Consider the following 23,917-nt stretch of genomic DNA (forward strand, 5'->3'; position numbering starts at 1 on the left):
ATGAGAAAATGGAATCCGAAGTCTTTAAATCATTTCATCAAAGCGATGTAGACTCTGGTGGCCGTGCAAGCTGGGGAATGATGAGGAATATGCTTGGTTATGCAACTGAAGCTTATGCAAGCCATATTACGGTGGATATGTATACAGGCTATGATCAGTTTTTTAATGGAGGTAGCACTGGGCCGGCAACCGAAGCACAACAAAAAGCATATCAGGAGATGAATACACTTAGGGACCTTAAGTCCGTGACTCATGGTACATTGATCAGAAAAGTGCGATAAACAATTAGGTTAATTATTATTTGATTCAAATCCTCCCAAATTTTCGGGAGGATTTTCTTTTAATTAGCTCCAGACTTTTCTTAGAAATCGAATAAAATTTTTGTGCATTATATTTTCAATATCCTCTGGAGAATACCCTCTTTTTTGAAGTAAAATCGGGAGGCCTTGTAGATCGGCAATGGTATTTAAATCGGCCGGACTTTGCTCTCTTCCAAATCCGCCATCAAGATCGGTTCCTATTCCCACATGTAATGCGTTCCCGGCCAGTTGACAAATGTGGTCTATATGATCTGCCATTGTTTCTAAGGTTACCCCCATAGCTTCAGGGGTAGATTTACCACGAACCCAGTTAGGTACCATCATCCATGCATCAAGGGCAACACCAATTACAGCATCTCTATTAATAAGTTCAATAATTTGTTCATCAGAAAATTGCCTATTATGATCTACGAGGGCCCTGCAGTTATTATGGCTGGCCCAAAGTGGTCCATGGTATGCCTTCAATGTTTCCCAAAAGCTCTCATCGCACAAATGGGTGGTATCCAGAATAATATTAAGTCTTGCTATCTCTTTTAAGAGTTCTTTCCCTTTATGGCCAATACCTCCAATAGAATTTGTGCCATGAGCATAGGTTCCGGGACCATAATGTGCTGGCCCAATGGCACGAAGTCCTTGCTCATAACTTTTTTCAAGATATTCTAAAGTAATTATTGAATCTGCTCCTTCAAGGCTTAAAATATATCCAATGGGTTTTTTAGCATTAAAAGAAGAATTCCAAAAATCTAAATGGTTGTCTAATTCCTGTAAGTTGGTAATCTGTGTCATTTCACCAAGAGCTTCCATTGCCTTGTACCAGGCGAGTTGGCCCTGAGTTTGTGCCCAGGCCTGTTGCGGCGAATTCCATCCGGGAAGATTATTCTCTTTTTTTACAAATCGCGCAATCTGAGTAGCCATACAAAGTCCAATATTACCCTTACGCATTGCATCAAATGAAACAGTGTTTTTACCCCTATCCGGTTTATCCGTAAGTCCGGCCTCTTTCGCCCGAATATCCTCAACAGTCCAGCAAAGATCACGGTTCCATTCCATTGCGTTCATTGCTAAATCCAGATGTGCGTCAAAAATAAACATAGGTGCTTTTTTAGATTTGCATTTGATGATCTCTTGCGGCAATTTTCCATGCTCCACTGATCTTGCCTTTCTCAACAGTCAGCACTTTTGAATATTTGGCCACAGTGGGGCAAATATGCATGGGAATTGCATAAAAGACATCACCTGTTTTTAAGGTATCACTTTGGGTATAGTGAAGTACTAAATGTTCTTCACTTTGTCCTATTTGCTCCGCATCTTCTAATCCAAAGATTTTTACTCTTGGAAAATCCATTTCGGGTGCTATGGCCTTATGTCCAAGATCCAAACAGATAATCCCTTCTTTTGGCTTGCTAATAATTCTGGTTAGCAAAACCGCTGCTGGCAAAAATGGCATATCACTAAAAGAAGTTCCATATCTTTCATCCCAAAGCAAGGTTGTTCCCGGACTGGTCTCTACATTTTCCCTTTTGGCATGGATTGGAAATGAAGGCGATCCACCCATAACTAATGTTTTCACTTCCACACCTGTAGCTTCGATTTTGCGTTTAAGATCTGTAACTAATTTAAAAGCAGTATCACAAGCTTTTTTTCTCAAGTTAATATCAGTATCCCGTATATGACCGTCGTAGGCATGAAGTCCGCACGCATTCAAATTTGGATCATTTGCAATCCCGGTAAATAATTCAAAAGCGCTGTCATTAGGCTCTATACCTGTTCTGTTCATACCGGTATTGAGGTCCAGGAATAATGACACTGTTATATTCTTAGAGGCGGCCATTTTTGATATAAGACCAATAGTATATTTATTATCAGCAATAGTTGAAAAATGTGAATTGGGATACGTGGTAATGAGTTCAAAAAACCTGGTTAAATTAGCACCGACAGGTTGCATTGCCAATAGAATATCTTTGGCATCACATTGTGCTAAGAGTTCTGCTTCTGCAATAGTGGCACATTTAAATTTTTGAATACCATATTGCATTTGCATTTCAATAATCTCGGCGGTCTTATGAGTTTTTATATGTGGACGTAGTCTGTTGACATCCCCAATCATTGAAATCATCAATTTGATGTTTTTTTCAATTCTATCCGGATATACCAATAAAGAGGGAGATACAATTTCCTCCGGATTATCAATTTCGTACCATTTTTTGCCTGACATTTTGAATCTGATTAATGCAATTGAAACATAGCTTCAATTTCAACCGGGATGTTTCCGGGAAGCATCATACCAACTGCACTCCTAACGCCAACACCGTTATCAATTCCAAAGACATCTGCCATTAGCTCGCTAAAACCATTAATAACTAAAGGGTGTTGTCCAAAATCCGGAGTGGAATTTACCATACCCAGGACCTTTACTACACGCTTTATCCGGTCTAAATCCCCAAAATGAGTTTGTATGGTAGAGAGCATTGTTAAGCCTACTTGCTCCGCGGCCAGTTTGCCTTGTCCGAGGTTAAGATCTTCTCCAACCCTTCCTGTCATTAATGTTCCATCGGATTGCATAGGACCCTGTCCTGATACATAAAGAAAATTGTCTACTACAAGGACTGGTTTATAAAGTCCTGCAGGAGGGGGAGCTGGAGGTAATTTTAACCCCAAAGTAGCTATTCGTTGTGAAGGTAAATTGTTCATATCCTTGCTTTTTATATAAATGTGTTTAAGATTAATACTCCAATAAGTCCCATTACACCAACAGTAGTTTCCATCACGGTCCATGTTCTCAGGGTATCCTTAACTGACAGGTTAAAATACTCTTTAAATAACCAAAAACCCCCGTCATTGACATGAGATAACATTAAACTTCCTGATCCAATGGCCAGAACCATTAATTCTGCATTTACATCAGGGTTGGAAACCATCGGCAAAACTATTCCTGCAGCCGTTAAGCCAGCTACCGTAGCGGACCCTACACAAACCCTTATGACAGTAGCTATGAACCATGCCAATAATAAAGGGGAGATTGTCGATCCTTTGAGCATGTTAGCAATATAATCACTTACACCGCTATCTACTAAAACTTGTTTCAAAGCACCTGCACCTGCTATTATTAATAACACCAGTGTAATGCCTGAAATTGAACTGCTAACAGAGCCCATGATTTCAGGCATTTTTTTACCTCGGGCTAATCCCAAAGTATATATTGCAACCAATACAGCGATAAGCATCGCTATTACAGGGTTACCAAGAAAAAATATTATTGGGCTGAGATAAAAATCTTCGGGCAAAAAAAGATCTGCTAAAGTGGCGGCCGCAATAAGTATTATAGGTAATAAAGCCGTAAAGATACTTATTCCCAAACCGGGCATTTCATGATCTTCGAGTACTCTGGGATTTACAAATTCTTTTAGAGGGGTGGCTTTTATATTTTTAATTGTTCGCGAAAACAAGGGCCCGGCTATAATTATTGCCGGGATTGCAACGATTATTCCATAAACCAGGGTTTTTCCCAGATCTGCATTAAACATTATCGTAATTGCAGTTGGGGCAGGATGTGGAGGAAGATACCCATGTGTTACTGATAATGAAGCCAGCATAGGCAAACCAACATATAACAGGGGAAGTCCCGTAGCTGCCGCTACAGTAAAAACCAGTGGGATTAAAATAACAAAGCCTACTGAGTAAAACATTGGGATACCCACAATGAATCCTGTAAGCACAACTGCCCATTGAATATTTTTTATACCAAACTTGCTTACCAGTTTTGAAGTAATACGTTGTGCTGCTCCGCTATCTGCTACTAATTTTCCAAGCATGGCGCCAAAGCCTAAGATCATTACGAGAAAACCAAGAGTATTACCTATTCCATTCTGGATAGATTCTACGACACTCTCCAGCTTCATTCCTTCTGCAATGCCAACAAATAGTGAGACAATTATAAAGGTTATAAATGCGTTGAGTTTAAATTTGGCAATCAGGATAAAGAGAAGTACTATCCCTAAAATTACTATTAGAAGCGGCATGAGTAGTTGGTTCTGATCTTTGAAATACTAAATATACTATTTCAAAAAGGAATTTGACGCGTTAAGCTTAAACAAAAATAAGGGGCCAAAAAGGCCCCTGATTGATTTAACTTTTAGTTTCGGGGGAAATATATTTGTATATCAGGCCTGCTAAAATGGCACCCACTATAGGAGCTACCCAAAAAAGCCATAACTGGCCAATTGCCCAGTCGCCTGCAAATAAGGCCTGACTTGTACTTCTGGCCGGATTTACAGAAGTATTTGTAACCGGGATGCTAATAAGGTGTATCAAAGTTAGCCCCAGTCCGATAGCGATGCCCGCCATTCCTTTTGGAGCTTTGGAATGTGTAGCCCCAAGGATAATAAAGAGGAACATAAAAGTCATAACCACTTCTGTAATAAGGGCAGCTAACATGCTATAACCGCCCGGGGAATGTTCCCCGTAACCATTGCTTGCAAATCCACCAATTTCAAATCCCGATTTACCTGTGGCAATAAGATATAATATCCCTGCTCCTGCTATTCCTCCCAATACCTGAGCAATAATATAAGGAACCAATTCTTTGCTCTGAAAACGCCCGCCTATCCATAGTCCAATGGATACTGCGGGATTCAGATGGCAACCTGAAATATGCCCAATAGCGTAAACCATAGTCAATACTGTAAGACCAAAAGCCAGTGAAACTCCTGCGAAACCAATTCCAAGTTCCGGATAAGCTGCAGCCAGGACAGCACTACCGCAACCGCCAAGCACCAGCCATAGGGTGCCGATAAATTCTGCTAATAATTTTTTCATTTTTCTGTTTTGTTGGTTATAAATATTAATACAAGATAAACATTTACCAAAGACTTTATTTAAGGAAGAGAGCGTATTTAAAGATTTTTATGGTTATAGGGTTATGGTTTATATACATTGAATTCCTTTTGTTATCTTGTATAAAATATTCTAATATGGATAAAAGGTCTTTTCTTAAGAGTTTTGGGAAGATGGCGGCAATTACCCCTTTTCTTCCCTATAACCTGAATGCCCGGGAAATTAAAATTCCCAAAGATTATGGAAATAACGATGAAGAGTTCTGGAAGAACATCAGAAAAGATTATTTGTTAAAACCCGAATATATAAACCTTGAAAACGGATACTATAATATAACCCCTCAGCCAACGATGAGTAGGTATCTGGAGCATATTAAAAATATTAATTACGAAGGTTCCTACTATATGAGGACTGTTCAGTGGGAAAATAAAAGCCGGATAACCAAACGTTTGGCCGCGATGGTAGGCTGTTCATCAGATCAATTGATCATTACACGTAACACCACCGAATCTTTAGACATGATAATTGGAGGTTATCCATGGAATAAGAATGATGAGGCTATTTTTGCAGAGCAAGATTACGGATCCATGCAGGACCATTTTGCATTGATTGCGAGGCGTTATGGAGTTATCAATAAAATAGTTTCCATACCTAACCACCCGGTTTCAGATGAGGAATTAGTAGCACTTTACGAAGACCAGATTACTCCTAAAACCAAATTAATTATGGTTTGCCATATGATCAATATCACCGGGCAAATATTGCCTGTTCGGAAGATCTGTGATATGGCGCATAAACACGGTGTAGAAGTAATGGTAGACGGTGCTCATTGTATTGGCCATATTCAGGTAAAGATAGATGAGCTGAACTGTGATTATTACGCTTCAAGTCTTCACAAATGGTTAAGCACTCCTTTGGGTGCTGGAATACTGTATGTAGCCAGGGATAAAATATCAAAGATTTGGCCGCTTTTGGCAGAGCATGATCGCGAGCCAAATGACATTACGAGGCTGAATCATACGGGTACTCATCCGGTGCATACAGATCTTACAATTGATGATGCCATTGATTATCTGGAAATGATCGGCCTGGAACGAAAAGAGAAAAGGCTAAGGTTCTTGCAGCGATATTGGAGTGAAAAATTAAGGAATGTAAAAAATGTCAAAGTAAATACACCGGTTGAGGATTATCGGAGTTGTGGCATTGCGAATGTAGGAATTGTAAAAATGACTCCTGCAAAGCTGGCAAATACTCTTTTTGATGAATTCCATATATTTACGGTAGCTATAGATTATGCCAATGTTCAAGGATGTAGGATTACTCCCAATGTATACACAACTACTAAAGAACTGGATGCATTTGTAGAGGCAATAAATACTTTGGCTCTAAGGGTATAAGCTTATTTAATTTCCATTCGGTCTATTTGTCATAGATAATGGGATTAACAGAAAAAAGCTGATAAATGTCATTGGAAAGAAAGGGCTGTGCCTCTAGTTTTGATCGGTATTAGCATAGTCTTTGAGCTAACATTTAAGGTGCCATTCACAAAGTTTTTATTTTGATTGAACAAAGTAATTTTCTGAATCCAAAACACATGAACTAAATTACAATGCAAGGAGATTAATACGTATTATATGCCTGGCTTTCAATCTAAAAACCAAATTCAAAATCTGTACTGAGGAAATATTAATTCACAACTTTAACTAAACAATATGACTGAAACTAAAAGCAAATGGCAATTAAAACACAGTATTGTGTTATTGCGGGTACTCATTGGCTGGCACTTTTTGTACGAAGGTGTTATAAAGCTTTATAATCCTGACTGGACTTCATTTGGCTATCTGGCTACGGCACAAGGCCCACTGGAGTCCATATTTTTGGCAATTGCCAAAGAACCTTTTATTGGATGGGCGGATACCCTCAATTGGCTAGCACTTATGTTTGTTGGAATTACCTTTTTGTTAGGCATATTTGAGAAAAAAGGTGCCTTGGCAGGGATATTACTTCTTGCACTGTATTATTTGGCACATCCCCCATTTCCATGGCTACAGCAAGTAAATGTGGAGGGAAGTTATTGGTTTGTCAATAAGAATTTAATAGAGCTTGTAGCCTGCATGGTTATTTATCAATTTCCTACAGGACAATATTTTGGTATATCAAACTTATTCAATAAAAACAAAGAACAAACTAAAACTGAAACCTCATGAAATGGACAAGAAGAGATGTAATTAAGGGCTTAGGTGGAATTCCAATTCTTGGTGCCGTTTGGTGGGCGGGCGCCTCAAATGCTGTTTCCAAAAACAGGGAGCGTGCGGCCATACTTGAACAATTAAATATACAGCCTTCATTACCTTCTGCGGTAAAAGAAATTAGCGGTGAGCCTGTACGAGTCGGAATAATTGGTTTTGGGATTCGCGGTGAGCAATTGTGCAGAGCACTGGGATTTGCAACGAAAGAATGGCTTGAAGAAATGAGGTTGGCTGCAGAGGAGAATCCAAATAACTCCCGTCTTAAGGATTTTATGAATCAGGACAAGTTGAATGTAAAACTTACTGCAGTTTGCGACGTTTATGATGTCAGGGCAGAGAAGGTAATTAATTCTTTTTCCAATGAAGATACCAAAGTGATTAGATTTAGGACACATCAAGAGATGATCCGAAGCGGTAAAGTAGATGCGGTGATCATAGCCACCCCAGATCATTGGCATGCCCCTATGGCCATAGACGCTCTGGAAAATGGAATACATGCCTATTTAGAAAAACCAATGACTCACACTGTAGAAGAGACTTACAGGCTAAAGGAAGCTGCCGAAAAATCTAAGGCAGTGCTCATGGTTGGCCACCAGCACAGGCAAACTTTGAGCTTTCAAACAGCCCAGGATATCGTTTCTAAAGGCGTGCTTGGTCATGTCTCCCTTGTTCAGACTAATACAAACAGGAATGATGACAATGGGGCATGGAATTATCATATAGAGGATGAAGCAACCCCGCAGACCATAGACTGGGATCTGTTTTTAGGGCCTGCACCAAAAGTACCCTTTAACAAAAATCACTTTTTCAGGTGGAGAAAATGGTGGGCATACGGATCCGGTCTTTCCGGAGATTTATTGACCCACGATTATGATCGTCTTAATTGCGTATTACAAATGGGTATCCCGGCTTCCGTAAGCGCTTCTGGAGGAATTTACACGCATAATGACGGGCGAAATGTACCTGATGTACTGCAGGTAAATATGGAGTTTCCAGATTTTAGCACAGGCAGTAGCCAGAAAAAAGGTAAGGAAAAAGGTATGACTTTTGTTTACAGCGCAACGCTGGGCAATGGTTTTAGCAGGCCTACTATTCTAATGGGACATGACGCTACTATGGAATTAGGTAACCGCCTTACAGTTTGGCCGGATAGCAGGTCTACGAAGTATGCCGAAATGATTGAATCTGAAAAAATGAAACCATCTGTTCCCGTTTATACCTATAATCCCGGTGCCAGTGTACCAGATGCAGTTTCTTCTGCAACTTCACAATATTTTGCAGATAAAGGACTTATGTGGACTTACATTAACGGGACAAGAGTTGATTCAACATTTCTGCATTTGCGGGAATGGCTTAGTGCCGCGCGCAACGGAGGTAAAGTTAGCTGTGGAATAAATGAAGGATTTGATGAAGCAATATCAGCACATATGGCCGGCCTATCGGTTAAACTTGGAAGAAGAATAGACTGGGACCCTGCCCAACAGCGTATTGTTCCAATTGAAGGAATTAATTTTGACGAGGTTTTATTATCCAGTATTTAATTTGAGGACTAGCAAGTTTTATAAGTAAAACTGCAAAACTATAGTTTAGGTAATCAGGGCTAATTTTAGTCCTGATTACTTGTTTTATGTCTGCTAAGGAAGCAGACATATAATTATGATATTACTAGTAAAACTGATAAATATCATATAATCTACATTGTACATGACGTATTTTTGAGTATATCACAATAAAAAATAGTCATGCAAGTCAAAAAAAACCCAAAAGTAGATTTGAATAGAAATAGTGGACTGTATTTCGTAATTGGACTTACAGTGGTTCTATTTTTGACCTGGCGTGCCTTGGAATACAAATCGTATCCTAAAGACACCATTACTCAGGACATTGCTCAGGCAGTAGATGACCTTAAAGAAGATGTACCAGTGACAGAAGCTTTAAATACTCCACCACCACCGCCACCACCTGCAGCTCCTGAAGTTATTGAAGTAGTAGAAGACACAGAGGAAATAGAAGAAACTATTATTGAGAGTACGGAAACTAGTCAGGAATCAGTTATTGAGGAGGTAATGGATGTTGACGATGTTGAAGTTGGCGAAGAAGAAGAAGATATTGTAGTTCCCTTTGCAGTCATTGAGAATGTTCCTATATATCCCGGTTGTGAAAATGCGCAGGGAAATGATGAACGAAAAGCTTGTTTCCAAAAGATGATACAAGCGCATATTGTTAAAGAATTTACATATCCTGAGAGTGCACTTGAACTTGGTATAAAGGGAAAAGTATTTGTCCAGTTTATGATAAATTCCAAAGGCAAAGTAGAGGGAATAAGGACAAGAGGCCCGGATAAACTATTGGAGAAAGAAGCACACAGAATTATTGCTGCGCTCCCTAATATGACTCCCGGGATGCAACGCGGAAAATCTGTGAAAGTTCCTTATAGTATACCAATTAACTTTATGATTCAATAGAAATAGAGAACATGACTATTTCCTGAGGATTGATTCAACTGATACCCACGTATTGGAAAGAATCAATCCTCTTTTTGTACATAGTCCGATAGTTGTTGAGGTCCTTCCAGTAAAATCCTGACAATCTGAAGAGTACCATCTTCCTTTGTTGCAATCTGCCACTTAATGAGAGAAATTGAACCGTGAACTATTTCAATCCCGGTAATGCTTCTTGGGTGTACACAGCTTCCGTCATTAAAGAAGGGGATATCACCTGGTTCAGGGAATCTTGGCCTGTGTGTATGTCCTGCTATGGTTACCAATAACTTGTTTTTTAAAATCCATCGCTTTATTCTTCGCTCTACCTTAATTAACTCACGATGGTTACGGGCCGGACTGGTAGGATCTGCTATTCCCCATACCTGAAGAGGTTTCCAAAGAATACGAACCAAAAATCGATTAAATCTCCATCCGTGATAATTCATGAAATCTGCCTGATGTCCATGAGTAAGAAATATCTCTTGTCCATTCTCGCGGTGCTTTAAGATTATTGCTTCGTGAAATTGCAATTGATCCAACAAAGTTGCTTCCTTTTCATCTTTGGGCTCAAAATAAGTATAAAGATGTTTTTTAACATATGCAGGGTTTTTGTACACCATATCGTGGTTCCCGAATATCATATGCAGCCGGTTTTCCTCATGAAAACGTTTCATTAGCATATAAATATTTTTATGGGCTTCAAAAATGGGTTCAAAAGTCATATTCTCCCAGAGTTCATCGCCATCTCCCAGTTCACAGTATTGGAACCCGTTGTTAAAATAATGTTTTAAAGCGTGAAAATATATATTCCGGTTATTGGCAAATTCGTCAGCAAAACTATTGTCGCCCCTATGACAATCACTAAAAAGAATAAACTTTGAAGTGTCATCAAATGCGATGGTTTTGGCCCTTTTATAAGCGTTATTAAGTCTTTTATCTGAAGACATAAATGAATTTTGTATAAATATCCAAAAAATGCCCGGAACACCGTAAAAATTCATATAACAAAAAGAAATCGAATAGTTTTGTAATTTTATAGTCAATCCGTAGACAAATAGAATTATGGAATCTATGAACAAAGATATGCCGCTGCAAATGTTAATTAGCTTTGATAAGCTTTTAAAGCATTACGATACAATGGCTAAAAGCGATGATCACCTTTTGTCATCCAGGGCTAAATATGTATTGGAAACTCAGGCACCATATCCTGAACTCAGGGAAGGTTTTTCTGATATTGAGCTTCTTGAAAAACATAAGGACGTTATTCGGATAATTTTGCAGGATTCATTTGCTGAAGTTCTGAGTGAGAATGAAATTAAGGCTGCTTCTTTACCTTATTTTGATATCGTATTTAATAAATCTAAAAGATTTCAAAAGATTTTGGACAATGCCGGAAAGGATTTCAAGCCTTTTATTCGCGACCAGGATGAAGGTATAGACTACATTATGGCCAGTACCGTGATCCTCAAATTCCACTATGGATTTAACCTTGATTTTAGCAGGCCTTATTTTTATGATATCCCAGATGCTGATGGAATAATACGTCATTATCGTATTCTATACAATGCGGACTTTATAGATATAATTCCAACAGAATTGGCTAAAGAATTAACCCAGGAAGACGTTGATAAGCTTTTAGAAAATCCCGAAGATCTTGAACTCTGGAAGGAAATGATTCCTCCAAATAGCTTTATTTCAAAAGGCTTTGTTATTTCAAATATGTTTGATGTTACAGCTGAACATACCATATCTGAAATTAAAACAAATCTTATTTCAAGTGATAAAAGGGGAAGCGAAAATTTTATGACAGATCTGCATGAGACTTTCAGATCCTTCTTTAAGATTAAAGATTTAAAAATTGGCTTTGTCACTTATAACACTAAAGATGATCAGCTAGAACGTGTATATGGTAATGGAATAGAAAGCTTTCTCCTTAAAGAGAAAGATAATGAGGCTTGTAATCATCTACTATGCATAGGATCCTATGATAAGATAGTGAAGCAGAAAGGCTATTTTGCAATATCTGATGTAGATAAATATTACAAATTATCTGAAGGAATTGAACCATACAAAGGATTGTATGAACAGGGAATAAAAAGCGCCATTTTTGCCCCTATAGTCAATGAAGGAGAACTTTTAGGTGTGCTGGAACTGGTATCCACAAAAAAAAATCAATTAAACGGAGTTAACGCAACAAAGCTTGATGATGTAATGCCTTATATTGTTGCGGCTGTAGTACGTTCAAAAATTGAAGAAGAAAATTTAATAGACGCTATTATTCAAAATGAGTGTACTTCTGTTCATTCTTCCGTTCACTGGAGATTTGAAGAGGAAGCCAAACAATTTATTATTGATGGAATTGAAGGCAGACAACCCTCATTTCAAGAAATAGTTTTTAAAGATGTTTATCCGTTATACGGTCAAATAGATATTAAAGAGTCTTCACAGGCAAGAAATACGGCTATTCAACGAGATTTGATGATTCAATTATCGAACATTAAAGAAGTGTTGAATGTTGCATTGAAAAATGAAAAATTACCTGTTTATGAAGAACTGGTTTACAGAATTGACAATTTTATTGAAGACATAAAAGAGACCTTATTTTCCAACAGTGAACAGACCATATTTGATTTTGTAAATGCAGAGGTGTTGCCCATATTTAAACATCTTAAAAAGCAAAACAAGGAATTGTCTGAAATGATAGAAGCGTACGAAAAAACCATTAATTCAGAAACTCATTCATATTACGATCACAGAAAACAGTATGATGACAGTGTAATGCGGATTAATAAGAAACTAGCATCCGTAATAGACAAACATCAGGAGGCAGCACAACAGATGTTTCCTCACTATTATGAGCGTTACAAAACTGATGGTATTGAGCACAACATGTACATAGGGAGCTCTATTTCTGAAGACAGGGAATTTGATCCATTGTACTTAAAGAATCTCCGGTTATGGCAATTGCAGGTGATGTGTGAGATGGAAAACAAGTATTACAACTTAAAACCGGAGCTGGATGTTCAGCTCGATGTAGCTTCTCTTATTTTAGTTTATAGTACCTCTTTATCAATTCGCTTCAGAATGGATGAGAAACAATTTGATGTAGATGGCACCTATAACGCCCGTTATGAAATTATAAAAAAGCGTATTGACAAATCATACATAAAAGGCACAAATGAAAGGCTAACCCAGAAAGGAAAACTTTCCATTGTTTACTCTCAAAAGAAGGATGAACTGGAATACCTTAGATACATATCCTTCTTAAAATCCAAAGGGTATTTTACCAATAATATTGAGATAGTAGATCTTGAAGGTCTTCAGGGTGTATCCGGGCTAAAGGCAATAAGAGCTGAGATTCTTTACAAGAAGAATTCAGAAGACGAAAAAACCTTTACCTATGAGGATCTCATGGAAGAATTAAAAGCCTAGGAATACCGGTAAGATCGGTAAGCTAAACCTGACTTAAATGTTTAAACGCAAGGGCAAATGCTATTACAGTAGCAATAATACCTACTACGAATATACTATAGGTCCAACGCAATATCTTATATTTTCTGTGGAGCACCAACCCTAGAAAATATAGGTCTTTAGTGAGCGAAGAATAAATATAATCTTTGTCTTTAACCAATTCCTGAAGGGCCAGCTCATACTCTTTCAATTTCATTTTATGAAAATTTCCAAAGAATAGAAGATTCACTTTTTTATTGGCCACATCATCCTTGCTGAATTTGCCACGGCCTACATTTGGACGAGTTGCAATAACCGCCATAACCATTGAAGTAACTGTGAATATTAAAAAAATTATGGTAGGGTAAATAAGATAGGCATTGGAGGGATTGTCCAGTTTTGGTATTAGGTTAGACAATACAACAGAAATAATAATTGCGTTAACAGACAACAAAATATTTGCTTTGGTGTCTGCAATTTCACTAAGTGTTAGGTGGTTTTTTAAGGTTACCCTAAATAGGGTCTGAATGCCTCTATCCGGGCTTTCGCTTTTATATTGCGCCTTTAACTTTTCTTTTTTTGCAATTTCCTTTTCCTTTTTTACCTCTTTTACAAGAATCCTTAGATTTTTGTCTTTTCGCTCCTGCCAGTTTGCTTTTGCGTAATCGGTATAGTAATGATGGTTTATTCTGAACATTTTAATGTTCTGCTCCATCCATTCTTTATAGGAATAATTGGCTATGTCCAGGAGTGAAAGTTCTTCCCGCAGCAGTTCACAAGTTTCCAGATAGCTTTTTTGTGCAAAATGAGAGGCATCGGCATCCCGGATTATTTGTTCTCTCAGGTTTTTTGGTTCATAGATCATTTGTGTGGCCATAATACAATCCTGAACCTGATTGATACCCTCTTTATTGTATCCTTCCTTTTCCAGAAATTCTTTTGCTATTTTACAGCTATTCCTTTCGTGCTCCTCATGTCCCTTTGTGTATCCTGTATCATGTAACCAGGCCGCCAATAACAAGACTTCCTTTTGCTTATCCGCCAGTTTATGTGCTTCAAGTAATTCCAAAGTACTTTTTACGACTCTTTGGGTGTGTCTTAGATTATGGTAAAGATATTTAGGGTCTAATTTCGTGGATAGTAAATCAACGACAAAGGCTTCGGTTTTTAAAAGAATTTCAGACATATATCAAATTTATAAAACAAAATTTACAAATTCTGTGGTTTGCACAAATGTATATAACTTGTTCCAAGTTTGAATGGGTCAACCTTGAAATCAATATAAATGGTATTTTCCAGACAATTCTTTTAATAATTACACTATCAGCATCTATGCCACAAGCTAAATATAATTCTTACAGTTTAACTATCTTTAAAGTAGTGCTGGCTCTTTTTAACAAGAAATCATTAAAAAAAGAAGCATAGGAGTTTTGAGTTTTAACTTTGTATTTTGGCTGATAATTTGTGCTTGCATTGAATCATCCTAGTTTAAAAGCAACATTCAATAATAATGAAACGAATACATAAGGCATTAGCTGCAGTTGTTGGTCTTTTAGTTTTATACTCCTGTGCAACATACAAGGCTCAATACAAAGGCGAGAACTTAATTTCAAAACAACCAGATAGTGAAATTTTACACTCTTTTTATTTAATTGGAGATGCCGGGTATTCGCCCATAGGATCAAAATCTGAGGCACTCCAGTCTTTTGAAAAAGCACTAAAAGGCGCCTCAAAAAATAGTACAGCCTTGTTTTTAGGAGACAATATTTATCCAAAAGGCTTGCCGGAAAAAGGAGCTAAAGGCAGGGAATTTGCAGAACATCAGTTGAATGTTCAAACCGAGGTTGTAAAGGATTTCGCAGGGACGACAATTTTTATTCCGGGAAACCACGATTGGTATAGTGGAGGACCTAAAGGTCTTAAAAGACAGGAAGAATACATTGAGGACAAACTTGGGAAAAATACCTTTCTTCCCGAGGATGGCTGCCCAATCCGCAAAGTTGAAATCAATGATGAGGTGGAGCTAATTGTAGTGGATACGGAATGGTACCTTACCAAATGGGATAAGTTTCCAACATTAAATGATGATTGTGAAATTAGAACCCGTAACCGTTTTTTTCTTGAATATGAGAGTCTTATTAAAAAAGCTAGAGGCAAGACTACATTGATCGCTTTACATCACCCATTGTTTACCAATGGCCCCCATGGCGGCCAATTTTCAGTAGGACAGCATATGACCCCGATCCCAGTTTTGGGGACTTTAAAAAATGTTCTCCGCAGAGCGGGAGGGGTTTCTCCTGCCGATATACAATACAAAAGATATGATGAATTCCGGGATCGAATAATTACCTTATCTCAGGATAATGATAAAATAATTTTTGTATCCGGACATGAGCACAGCCTTCAGTACTTGGTTGAATCCAATTTGCCTCAAATAGTCAGTGGGGCGGGTTCTAAAACCACACCAACGCGAAATGTTGGTGGCGGCCAATTTTCCTATGGATCTCCGGGATATGCCAGATTGGATGTTTTTAAAGATGGTTCTTCTCATGTAAGCTTCTTCTCAACAAAAGAGAACAAAGTTGTATTTGAAACTGAGGTGTTACAAGAAGATCGTCCAATAATAACGGATTATCCCGATAACTTTCCACAAGAAAAAACAGCTTCAATATACACCAGAGAAGAAACGGATAAGGGCAAGACTTTTAAATGGCTTTGGGGAGAACGTTATCGCAAATTATATAGCACTGAACTCACTGTACCCACCGTGAATCTGGATACGCTCTTTGGTGGTCTTAGTCCGGTGCGCAAAGGAGGTGGGCATCAGTCCAGTTCTTTACGTTTAATAAACAAACAAGGGCAGGAGTATATTATGAGGGCAATGAGAAAAGATGCGTTGCTATATATTCAATCTGTTGGCTTTAAGAACCAATATGTAAAAGATGAGTTTGCAGGTACAAAAACGGAGGAACTTGTTTTGGACGTATTTACAGGAGATCACCCCTATACTCAATTTATCATAGGAGACCTGGCCGATGCCGTTGGGATATTCCATACCAATCCTAAATTGTATTATGTACCAAAGCAGAATGCTATTGGCCGTTTCAATGATGAATTTGGGGATGCACTCTATGCCATTGAGGAACGAACAGATGATGGACATGGAGACAAAGCCAGTTTTGGATATGCCAATGAAATGATTAGTACGCTGGACATGTTGGAAAAGTTAAAAAAGAATGAAGATCACAAAATAGATGAAACCACCTATGTTCGGGCCCGGCTGTTTGATATGTTACTGGGAGATTGGGATCGCCATCAGGACCAATGGCGCTGGGCTATTTTTAAGGAAGATGGGTTAACTATATATAAACCTGTTCCGAGAGACAGGGACCAGGCTTTTTCAATTATGAATGATGGTTTTGCCCTGGGATTGGCTACTAAGCTGGCCGCGCCTACACGCGTTTTAAATTCATATGAAGAAGATATCAAAGATGTTCAATGGAGCAATTTAAATCCATATGTCCTGGATGTTGCTGTGATTCAGGAATCAGACAAAGCAGTTTGGGATGAACAGGCGGCTTATGTGGCGTCTCATATTACTGATGAAATTATAGATGCCGCATTTGAAAAGTTGCCTGACGAAGTGAAGGATGAGAATATGGAGGATATTAAGCGTAAGTTAAAAGGCAGGCGTGCGAATTTGCGAAAAATTTCGGAGGCTTATTTTAAGGTCGTAAATAAATATGCCGTTATACGAGGTACGGATAAGGATGATTGGTTTGAGATTGAAAGAATGCCCAATGGCCAGACCAAAGTTACAGGCTATAGAATTAAGAAAGGTGAAAAGGATGCCGTGTTTCATGAAAAAATATACGACGCCGAAAGCACCAAGGAAATTTGGATATATGGCTTGGACGATGATGATTATTTTCATGTTGCCGGGGAAGGAGATCATCCCATAAAATTGCGCATGATTGGTGGTTCTAATAATGATATTTATGAGGTCTTAAATGGCAAAAAGGCCCATATATATGATTTTAAAAGTAAACCCAATACGCTGGTAACCAAAAAGGGCAAAAAGCATATCAGGGATGATTATGAAAATAATAATTATAACTACAGGAAACCGAAATATAATGTAAACGCAGTACTCCCATTAATTGGAATAAACCCGGATGATGGACTAAAGCTGGGCATTATAGCCGGACATACGAGATATGGCTTTGAGCGAAACCCTTTTACCTCTACAAATAGGATAGCGGCCGCCATATATACATCTACCGGTGGATTTGATGTAAGATATCAGGGGGAATTCGCTCATGTGGTGGGTAATTGGAATCTGGCCATCAATGGTGTGCTAACCAGCCCGAATTACAGCATAAACTTTTTTGGTTTTGGGAATTCTACACCAAATCCGAACGTTGAAGATGAGGATAATTTTAATCTGAATTACAATCGTGTCAAACTGGGTACATTAGGTGGTTTTGTAGGATTGGCATGGCATGGTGAAAACAATGGGGAATTCAGAATAGGGGTTAATTACAAAACCTATGAACTGGAAGAGACTCAGGGAAGATATATAAATTTATTTTCCGACTTTATCCCTCAGGAAGAGAGAAATAACTTTTTGGGAGCCGAAGCCGTTTATAGTTATACTAATAGTGATAATCCTGCATTTCCAACCCTGGGTATGGAAGCAGAATTTAGAACCGGAATTACCTCAAACCTTGACAATTCAAACACTTTTGGATATTTCATTCCGACACTTGGTTTTGCTTATAAAATCTCACCAAATGGTCAATTGGTTTTAGCTACCAGGTCTAAGGCCCATATTATTTTTGGAGATGATTTTGAGTTTTACCAGGCCGCAAGTATTGGCGGTAACGACGGCTTACGGGGCTATAGAAACGAGCGTTTTACAGGGAAATCCTCCTTTTATCAGACTTCAGATCTGCGCTTTAATTTTAAAAGATATAAAACAGGACTGGTACCGGTTGAAGTAGGCATTTTTGGAGGATTTGATGTAGGCAGAATCTGGGTAGATGATAGCCTGGTAGTAGATCCTTCCTTTAATAGAGATATCTGGAATACTTCCTATGGAGGCGGATTTTTTATTAACGGTACAGATTTGGTCACTGCCAACATCGGGCTATTTGGTTCGGATGATGGGCTGCGATTCTATTTTGGATTTATTTTGGGATTATAGTTGAATACTGATTTCAATATTATATTATTTACATACCATTAAGTGCTATATTTTTATTAGCTTCGGCGCCTTAAATAATCAATGTAAAATTTACTCCGATACTTATGAAAAAAAATCTTGCAATCCTTGTGTTATTTGCTTTCGCCTTTGTCTTTATAAACTGTGGTAGCGTAAAAGTTACAGACTCCTGGACCGGGGAAGACGAAACTGTTGCGAAATTCAAGGAAAAGAAAATTCTGGTTTTGGCCAGAACGGCAGACAACACAGCCAGAATAGCTTTTGAAGAAGCGTTAGCCAATGAATTGAGGGCTAAAAACTATAAGGCTACTGAGAGCTTTAAAAAATTTCCGAAAATTTACACTCAAAAAGAAATAACTGAAGAACGGGTCGCTTTTATAGAAAGTATATTAAATAGCGAAGGATATAACGGAATTGTGATTGTGGCTGTAAAGGATAAGGAGAGCACTACTACAACATCCAGTACAGGGATAGGTGTAGGAGTTTCGGCCGGCTATGGCTATCCTGGTTATTACGGTGGATTTTATAATTACTACAGAACCCCTTATGCATATGGTCCTTACTATAATTCGTTTGGGGGTTATATTCCAACTTCTACATCGACGAGCACTTCTACAACGTATATTTTGGAGACCGTATTTTATAACCTTGATGAGCCAGAGGAAAATCAATTAGTGGCTGTAGTAACTTCCGAATTAGATGACCCCAAGGAGGCATATAAAACCGCTCAAAAGTATGTAGAAACTATGGTCAAAAGCTTTGAGTAGCAGTAAGGCCATCTTTTAATCTCCTTACACCTATAATGAGTTTTATTTTTAGATAATAAAACTCATTGCTTATTTAATTTGAAACCGTAGATATTCGTATTTGTAGTATGGCTATGCCTCATTCTTTAATTTAAGAACTAAATTATTTTTGTGACGTCATATCTTAAAGTATAGCTTAGAATTCTTAAATTGATCATATATATTTAGCCAATACAAGTTTAATATCTGACCTATGAATACAAAAGACAATATGACTTCGGTACTTAGAATAGTAGTTTTACTTTTAATATTGGTCTGGTGTTTTTTAATTATCAGGCCTTTTGTAATTATTGCCATTTGGTCCATTCTTTTGGCCGTTGCTTTATATCCTTTATATAAATGGTTTGTTGCAAAGGTAGGTGATCATCGAAAAAAGTTTGCAACATTCATCTTTACATTTATCTCATTGCTTTTATTAGCCGTTCCGGCTTACTTTGTACTTGCCAGTATTTTCGAATCTATTGCAACTATTGTAGATCAGATAAAAAGTGAAGGATTTCAAATACCATCGCCTGATTTAAAAATTAAGTCCTGGCCTTTAGTAGGTGAGAGACTTTATGATGAGTGGTATGCACTCTCAGATAACATAGAGCAATATGCGGTTGTTCATAAGGATACCATATTGGAATTTGGAAAGGATTTCTTAAGCTCCGTAAAAGGGTTTTTGGGTACCATGATTACTTTTATTATATCATTTTTTATTTCGTTGGTTTTAATGTTCAATGCGGAAAATGCATATAGGGCATCCCTGAGACTATTCATGAAGTTAATAGGACAAGAAGGAGAAGAAGTGATTTTAATTTCCCGCGATACTATTAGAAATGTTATTAAAGGAATCCTTTTAGTTGCCGTTATCCAGTCTGTACTGGCATTTATAGGGTTTAAGGCTATTGGAATAGCCGGGGCAGGAATATTTACTTTATTGGTCCTGATAGCTGCTATTGTTCAAATCCCGGTAACCCTTGTAATGGTTGTTCCGATTCTGTTTGCATTTTCTATTGCAGAGCCAACCTATGCCATTATTTTCACGATATACTGCCTCCTTGTAGGCTTGTCAGACAATGTATTGAAACCAATCCTCCTGGGAAAAGGCTTAAAGACACCAATGATAGTGATTCTTATCGGGACCATTGGAGGTTTGTTGCTACATGGTATTATCGGGCTATTTGTAGGACCGGTGATATTGTCGGTTGTGTACCAATTGTATCAATACTGGATTAGTAAAGAAGTATGACTAACCAATACATCCCCGATGACTTTAAGTCGGAAACTATATTTCAAAGTAATAACCAGATTAGAGGCTCCCAGGGAAATTCATAAAGCGTAGATGAAATATATTATGCAACCATCAAAAGTTTTAAATAAACCATTCACTTATGCTTGGTGATTTGAAGCGTTAACTTCGCGGCAATTATTAAACAACCAGCGGAGATTATTTAAATTGGAAATGATGGTAATTTTGCCAACATTCAAGTAATATTACCACTCCGGGTATCAATAAAATTATTAATTTCATAGCGATAGCAGATACCCCCATACCATGTCTAAACCCAAAAACAAACCAGCCCAATTGATAGAAAACTGTTTATGAAATGTCTTTTTATTCCTAGACCTTCTATGCTTAGGTCAGAAGTGATCGATGTCCAATATTTATGAAGATGGTTATTGAACAGAATTATATTGGTCTCCAAAGGTTTAATTGGGTAGCAGATAAAATGGTATAAAAGAGCTATTATTACAATTTTATATGAACATCAAATTTATTGTCCATGAAGCATCTTATTCAAAACTTATTTTTATCGATTGTTTTAATTATCAATTTTGCGTGCAAGCAGGCAAGCCCTGTCTCCAATGACCAAAGCACGCATCAAAAACAAATTCAGTCAGACCCTTTACCCTCATGGAATGAAGGGCCTGCCAAAGGAGCCATTATGGATTTTGTGGAGACCGTAACCAAAGAGGGATCACCTGGCTTTGTTCCGGTAAAAGACAGGATTGCCACCTTTGACAATGATGGAAACCTTTGGTCAGAAAGACCGCTCTACTTTCAATTGGCCTTTGCTATAGATCGTATTAAGGTAATGGCAGATCAACACCCGGAGTGGATTACCAAGCAACCGTTTAAAGGAGTTTTAGAAGATGATATGGATGAAGTTCTGAAAACAGGGATGCATGGATTGATGGAACTCATTATGGCAAGCCATGCGGGTATGACTAACGAAGAATTCGACACCATAGTTTCTAATTGGTTGTCGACTGCTAAACACCCCAGGTTTAATCAGCCCTATAATAAATTGATCTATCAGCCCATGTTGGAACTTTTAGATTATCTCAGAGCAAACGACTTTCAAACATTTATTGTTTCAGGAGGAGGAATAGATTTTATGAGAACATGGGCCACAGAGGCTTACAATATTCCTTCTTATCAGATTGTGGGAAGTAGCATAAAAACAAGTTTTGAATACAATGATGGTGAAGCGGTTATCAGGCGGCTCCCTGAAATTGATTTTGTTGATGATAACGCCGGGAAACCCGTTGGTATCCATAAGCATATTGGAAAAAAACCCATATTCGCATCGGGAAATTCAGACGGTGACCTTCAGATGCTTCAGTACGCTGACTCAAATGAATATCCAAGTTTTATGCTTTATTTGCATCATACTGATAATGAAAGGGAGTGGGCTTATGACAGGGATTCACATATAGGAAGATTGGATAAGGGTCTGGATGAGGCCAAAGAAAAAGGATGGATGATTATTGATATGAAAAACGATTGGAAAACTATCTATCCATTCCAAATGAATAATCATTAACCGTATAGAGATATATTGAATATTGAGTTAAACATCACTGGTTTAATATGACATGGGTACTCATTATTACACTGCTCGAATTTGCATTGGCCTTATCATGTCTGTATTTATTAATAAAGGATGGCAGTAAGCCCGAGCGTATTTGGACCTGGATATTTATAATTGTTTTTATGCCATTTATTGGCGCAATTTTATATCTGGCTTTTGGGGTTAATCTTCGAAGACAAAAGATGTTTGATCTAAAGACGAAAATTGATTATACACAATTTGAGCATTTTATAAAAAAGTACTCCCAGGAAGCTGAACAAAATATTCTAAAAAGACATGACGTTACCTCTACTTATTTACACCTTATACGTTTACTCACCAGAGTAAATAGCTCTATCATTACTTTTAATAATAAGGTACAGATCTTAAATGATGGATCTGAAACATTCGATTCCATCTTTGAAGCTTGTGAAAAGGCAGAAAAATATATTCACCTTCAGTATTATATTTTCATAGATGGGGAATTGGCAGATCGATTCTTAAGACTCTTCGAAAAGAAAATTAAACAAGGGGTCGAGGTAAGGTTAATTTATGATGCTTTGGGCAGTTGGGATTTATCTAATAAGATGATAGATAAATACGAGGAAGTTGGAGTGCAAATATTTTCTTTTATGCCCGTACGGTTTGGCAGGTTGGCAAGATTAAACTATCGAAATCACCGTAAAATATTAATAGTAGACGGGATAGTTGGTTTTACAGGGGGAATTAATGTAGATGACAAATATATCAAAGATGATGACTTGCTGGGTCATTGGACAGATACGCATTTAAAAATACATGGCATGAGTGTGAATTTTCTGCATTTCGTATTTCTTGCGGATTGGCTATTTGTCACCAGAGAAAATTTAATTAAACCAGGGATGTTTAATTTTATGGATAAAATTGGAGATACACCAGTACAAATTGTATCGAGTGGTCCCGATGCAGATTATCCTAATATCTTGCAACAATACCTATATATTTTATATCAGGCAAAGGAGTATGTTTATATTGTCAATCCTTATATCATACCCGATTCCACCCTTTCTCTGGCTCTTAAAACAGCAGCTTTAAGTGGTATAGATGTGAGAATAATAGTACCCAAAAGTTCTGAATCTGCCATGATTCATTGGACCGTACAGTCCTTTTTCAGTAGATTTCTTAGTGCAGGTGTAAAGATTTATTTGTTTCAGGAAGGCTTTATCCATTCTAAGGTCGTTCTGTCAGATGATGCCGTCTGTTCTATTGGAACGGCTAATTTGGATATTCGCAGTTTTGAACAAAATTTTGAAGTGAACGCTTTGATTTACAATAAGGAAGTAACCATGAACATGAAAAGACAATTCAACATATTTCTGAAAAAAAGTCTGCAACTAACCCCTGAAGAACATTCAGCAAGACCTAAAATTGATCGTGTAAAAGAAAAATTAGCAAGATTAGGTAGCCCTTTAATGTAGCTCTACATTATTTATTTTCTTTTACGGTTATTCAATAGTTTCACTTCAATAATAAACTAAATTGAATAGAAAAAGCCCGGAACTCCGGGCTTAAATTTTCTTTGTGGTTTTATTTATTATTGAATAGGGTCGAAAGTAAATTTTTGGCCGCCTAATGAGGCTTCAGCCATTAGTCCTCCTTCTACCATTGTAAATACGGCAACACCACCCTGATAAGAAAAATCAGCAGAGGCACCTTCCGTAATGGCAGTTGCG

General features: G+C 37.7%; 17 protein-coding genes and 1 pseudogene. 11 read left to right on the forward strand and 7 right to left on the reverse strand.

Going from position 1 to position 23,917, the window contains the following annotated elements; all coding sequences use genetic code 11:
* A pseudogene (locus tag Q0X89_RS13605) lies at positions 1-281 on the forward strand (hypothetical protein); the annotation flags it as partial.
* Between the two features lie 63 nt (positions 282-344).
* Here Q0X89_RS13605 and Q0X89_RS13610 read toward each other — a convergent pair.
* The 5 genes from Q0X89_RS13610 to aqpZ form a co-directional block, all read right to left on the reverse strand.
* Positions 345-1,412 (reverse strand): membrane dipeptidase, encoded by a 1,068-nt coding sequence (locus Q0X89_RS13610; protein WP_297695084.1) that lies wholly within the window; start codon positions 1,410-1,412, stop codon positions 345-347.
* A gap of 10 nt (positions 1,413-1,422) precedes the next feature.
* Complete coding sequence (locus Q0X89_RS13615) at positions 1,423-2,535, reverse strand: D-TA family PLP-dependent enzyme (RefSeq protein WP_297695086.1); 1,113 nt, start codon at positions 2,533-2,535, stop codon at positions 1,423-1,425.
* 11 nt (positions 2,536-2,546) lie between these two features.
* The gene (locus tag Q0X89_RS13620; protein ID WP_297695088.1) at positions 2,547-3,011 is read right to left on the reverse strand and encodes a RidA family protein; all 465 of its coding nucleotides are present in this window, start codon (positions 3,009-3,011) and stop codon (positions 2,547-2,549) included.
* Between the two features lie 11 nt (positions 3,012-3,022).
* The gene (locus Q0X89_RS13625; RefSeq protein ID WP_297695090.1) at positions 3,023-4,339 is read right to left on the reverse strand and encodes a gluconate:H+ symporter; all 1,317 of its coding nucleotides are present in this window, start codon (positions 4,337-4,339) and stop codon (positions 3,023-3,025) included.
* A gap of 106 nt (positions 4,340-4,445) precedes the next feature.
* A complete protein-coding gene (gene aqpZ / locus Q0X89_RS13630) occupies positions 4,446-5,135 on the reverse strand; it encodes an aquaporin Z (protein ID WP_297695092.1) in 690 nt (229 codons plus the stop codon).
* 155 nt (positions 5,136-5,290) lie between these two features.
* Here aqpZ and Q0X89_RS13635 point away from each other — a divergent pair, with 155 nt between their 5' ends.
* The 4 genes from Q0X89_RS13635 (at position 5,291) to Q0X89_RS13650 (ending at position 9,867) form a co-directional block, all read left to right on the forward strand.
* Positions 5,291-6,550 (forward strand): aminotransferase class V-fold PLP-dependent enzyme, encoded by a 1,260-nt coding sequence (locus Q0X89_RS13635; RefSeq protein ID WP_297695094.1) that lies wholly within the window; start codon positions 5,291-5,293, stop codon positions 6,548-6,550.
* Between the two features lie 315 nt (positions 6,551-6,865).
* Positions 6,866-7,360, forward strand: a complete 495-nt coding sequence (locus Q0X89_RS13640) for a DoxX family membrane protein (protein ID WP_297695096.1) — start codon at positions 6,866-6,868, stop codon at positions 7,358-7,360.
* Positions 7,357-8,943: a Gfo/Idh/MocA family oxidoreductase gene (locus Q0X89_RS13645; protein WP_297695098.1), complete on the forward strand. Its 1,587-nt coding sequence runs from the start codon at positions 7,357-7,359 to the stop codon at positions 8,941-8,943. Before Q0X89_RS13640 ends, Q0X89_RS13645 begins: the two co-directional genes overlap by 4 nt.
* 201 nt (positions 8,944-9,144) lie before the next feature.
* Positions 9,145-9,867, forward strand: coding sequence for an energy transducer TonB (locus Q0X89_RS13650; protein WP_297695099.1), 723 nt, complete (start codon positions 9,145-9,147; stop codon positions 9,865-9,867).
* A 62-nt stretch (positions 9,868-9,929) separates the two neighbouring features.
* On the opposite strand, the gene Q0X89_RS13655 is transcribed toward Q0X89_RS13650, so the two are convergent.
* Positions 9,930-10,832: a metallophosphoesterase gene (locus Q0X89_RS13655; protein ID WP_297695101.1), complete on the reverse strand. Its 903-nt coding sequence runs from the start codon at positions 10,830-10,832 to the stop codon at positions 9,930-9,932.
* Positions 10,833-10,947: 115 nt separating this feature from the next.
* On the opposite strand from Q0X89_RS13655, the gene Q0X89_RS13660 reads away from it, so the two are divergent.
* Positions 10,948-13,317 carry a GAF domain-containing protein gene (locus Q0X89_RS13660; protein WP_297695103.1) on the forward strand — a complete coding sequence of 790 codons (2,370 nt, stop codon included), beginning with the start codon at positions 10,948-10,950 and terminating at the stop codon, positions 13,315-13,317.
* 22 nt (positions 13,318-13,339) lie between these two features.
* On the opposite strand, the gene Q0X89_RS13665 is transcribed toward Q0X89_RS13660, so the two are convergent.
* Positions 13,340-14,521 carry a Pycsar system effector family protein gene (locus Q0X89_RS13665; protein ID WP_297695105.1) on the reverse strand — a complete coding sequence of 394 codons (1,182 nt, stop codon included), beginning with the start codon at positions 14,519-14,521 and terminating at the stop codon, positions 13,340-13,342.
* A 324-nt stretch (positions 14,522-14,845) separates the two neighbouring features.
* Here Q0X89_RS13665 and Q0X89_RS13670 point away from each other — a divergent pair, with 324 nt between their 5' ends.
* From Q0X89_RS13670 to cls, 5 genes are all read left to right on the forward strand, one after another.
* A complete protein-coding gene (locus tag Q0X89_RS13670; RefSeq protein WP_297695107.1) occupies positions 14,846-18,541 on the forward strand; it encodes a metallophosphoesterase in 3,696 nt (1,231 codons plus the stop codon).
* Positions 18,542-18,645: 104 nt separating this feature from the next.
* On the forward strand, positions 18,646-19,326 hold the full coding sequence (locus Q0X89_RS13675; RefSeq protein ID WP_297695109.1) for a hypothetical protein: 681 nt from the start codon (positions 18,646-18,648) through the stop codon (positions 19,324-19,326).
* A 232-nt stretch (positions 19,327-19,558) separates the two neighbouring features.
* Positions 19,559-20,599: an AI-2E family transporter gene (locus Q0X89_RS13680; RefSeq protein WP_297695111.1), complete on the forward strand. Its 1,041-nt coding sequence runs from the start codon at positions 19,559-19,561 to the stop codon at positions 20,597-20,599.
* A 535-nt stretch (positions 20,600-21,134) separates the two neighbouring features.
* On the forward strand, positions 21,135-22,178 hold the full coding sequence (locus Q0X89_RS13685) for an HAD family hydrolase (protein ID WP_297695113.1): 1,044 nt from the start codon (positions 21,135-21,137) through the stop codon (positions 22,176-22,178).
* Positions 22,179-22,225: 47 nt separating this feature from the next.
* On the forward strand, positions 22,226-23,662 hold the full coding sequence (cls, locus tag Q0X89_RS13690) for a cardiolipin synthase (RefSeq protein WP_297695115.1): 1,437 nt from the start codon (positions 22,226-22,228) through the stop codon (positions 23,660-23,662).
* Positions 23,663-23,917 lie beyond the last annotated feature (255 nt).

Origin of the sequence: uncultured Eudoraea sp. (assembly GCF_947258525.1) — a bacterium.
Lineage (GTDB): Bacteria > Bacteroidota > Bacteroidia > Flavobacteriales > Flavobacteriaceae > Eudoraea.

Coding starts and splice junctions, on each gene's coding strand:
- Q0X89_RS13610 (WP_297695084.1), bottom strand. CDS start 1,412: ATGTTTATTTTTGACGCACATCTGGATTTAGCAATGAACGCAATGGAA.
- Q0X89_RS13615 (WP_297695086.1), bottom strand. CDS start 2,535: ATGTCAGGCAAAAAATGGTACGAAATTGATAATCCGGAGGAAATTGTA.
- Q0X89_RS13620 (WP_297695088.1), bottom strand. CDS start 3,011: ATGAACAATTTACCTTCACAACGAATAGCTACTTTGGGGTTAAAATTA.
- Q0X89_RS13625 (WP_297695090.1), bottom strand. CDS start 4,339: ATGCCGCTTCTAATAGTAATTTTAGGGATAGTACTTCTCTTTATCCTG.
- aqpZ (WP_297695092.1), bottom strand. CDS start 5,135: ATGAAAAAATTATTAGCAGAATTTATCGGCACCCTATGGCTGGTGCTT.
- Q0X89_RS13635 (WP_297695094.1), top strand. CDS start 5,291: ATGGATAAAAGGTCTTTTCTTAAGAGTTTTGGGAAGATGGCGGCAATT.
- Q0X89_RS13640 (WP_297695096.1), top strand. CDS start 6,866: ATGACTGAAACTAAAAGCAAATGGCAATTAAAACACAGTATTGTGTTA.
- Q0X89_RS13645 (WP_297695098.1), top strand. CDS start 7,357: ATGAAATGGACAAGAAGAGATGTAATTAAGGGCTTAGGTGGAATTCCA.
- Q0X89_RS13650 (WP_297695099.1), top strand. CDS start 9,145: ATGCAAGTCAAAAAAAACCCAAAAGTAGATTTGAATAGAAATAGTGGA.
- Q0X89_RS13655 (WP_297695101.1), bottom strand. CDS start 10,832: ATGTCTTCAGATAAAAGACTTAATAACGCTTATAAAAGGGCCAAAACC.
- Q0X89_RS13660 (WP_297695103.1), top strand. CDS start 10,948: ATGGAATCTATGAACAAAGATATGCCGCTGCAAATGTTAATTAGCTTT.
- Q0X89_RS13665 (WP_297695105.1), bottom strand. CDS start 14,521: ATGTCTGAAATTCTTTTAAAAACCGAAGCCTTTGTCGTTGATTTACTA.
- Q0X89_RS13670 (WP_297695107.1), top strand. CDS start 14,846: ATGAAACGAATACATAAGGCATTAGCTGCAGTTGTTGGTCTTTTAGTT.
- Q0X89_RS13675 (WP_297695109.1), top strand. CDS start 18,646: ATGAAAAAAAATCTTGCAATCCTTGTGTTATTTGCTTTCGCCTTTGTC.
- Q0X89_RS13680 (WP_297695111.1), top strand. CDS start 19,559: ATGAATACAAAAGACAATATGACTTCGGTACTTAGAATAGTAGTTTTA.
- Q0X89_RS13685 (WP_297695113.1), top strand. CDS start 21,135: ATGAAGCATCTTATTCAAAACTTATTTTTATCGATTGTTTTAATTATC.
- cls (WP_297695115.1), top strand. CDS start 22,226: ATGACATGGGTACTCATTATTACACTGCTCGAATTTGCATTGGCCTTA.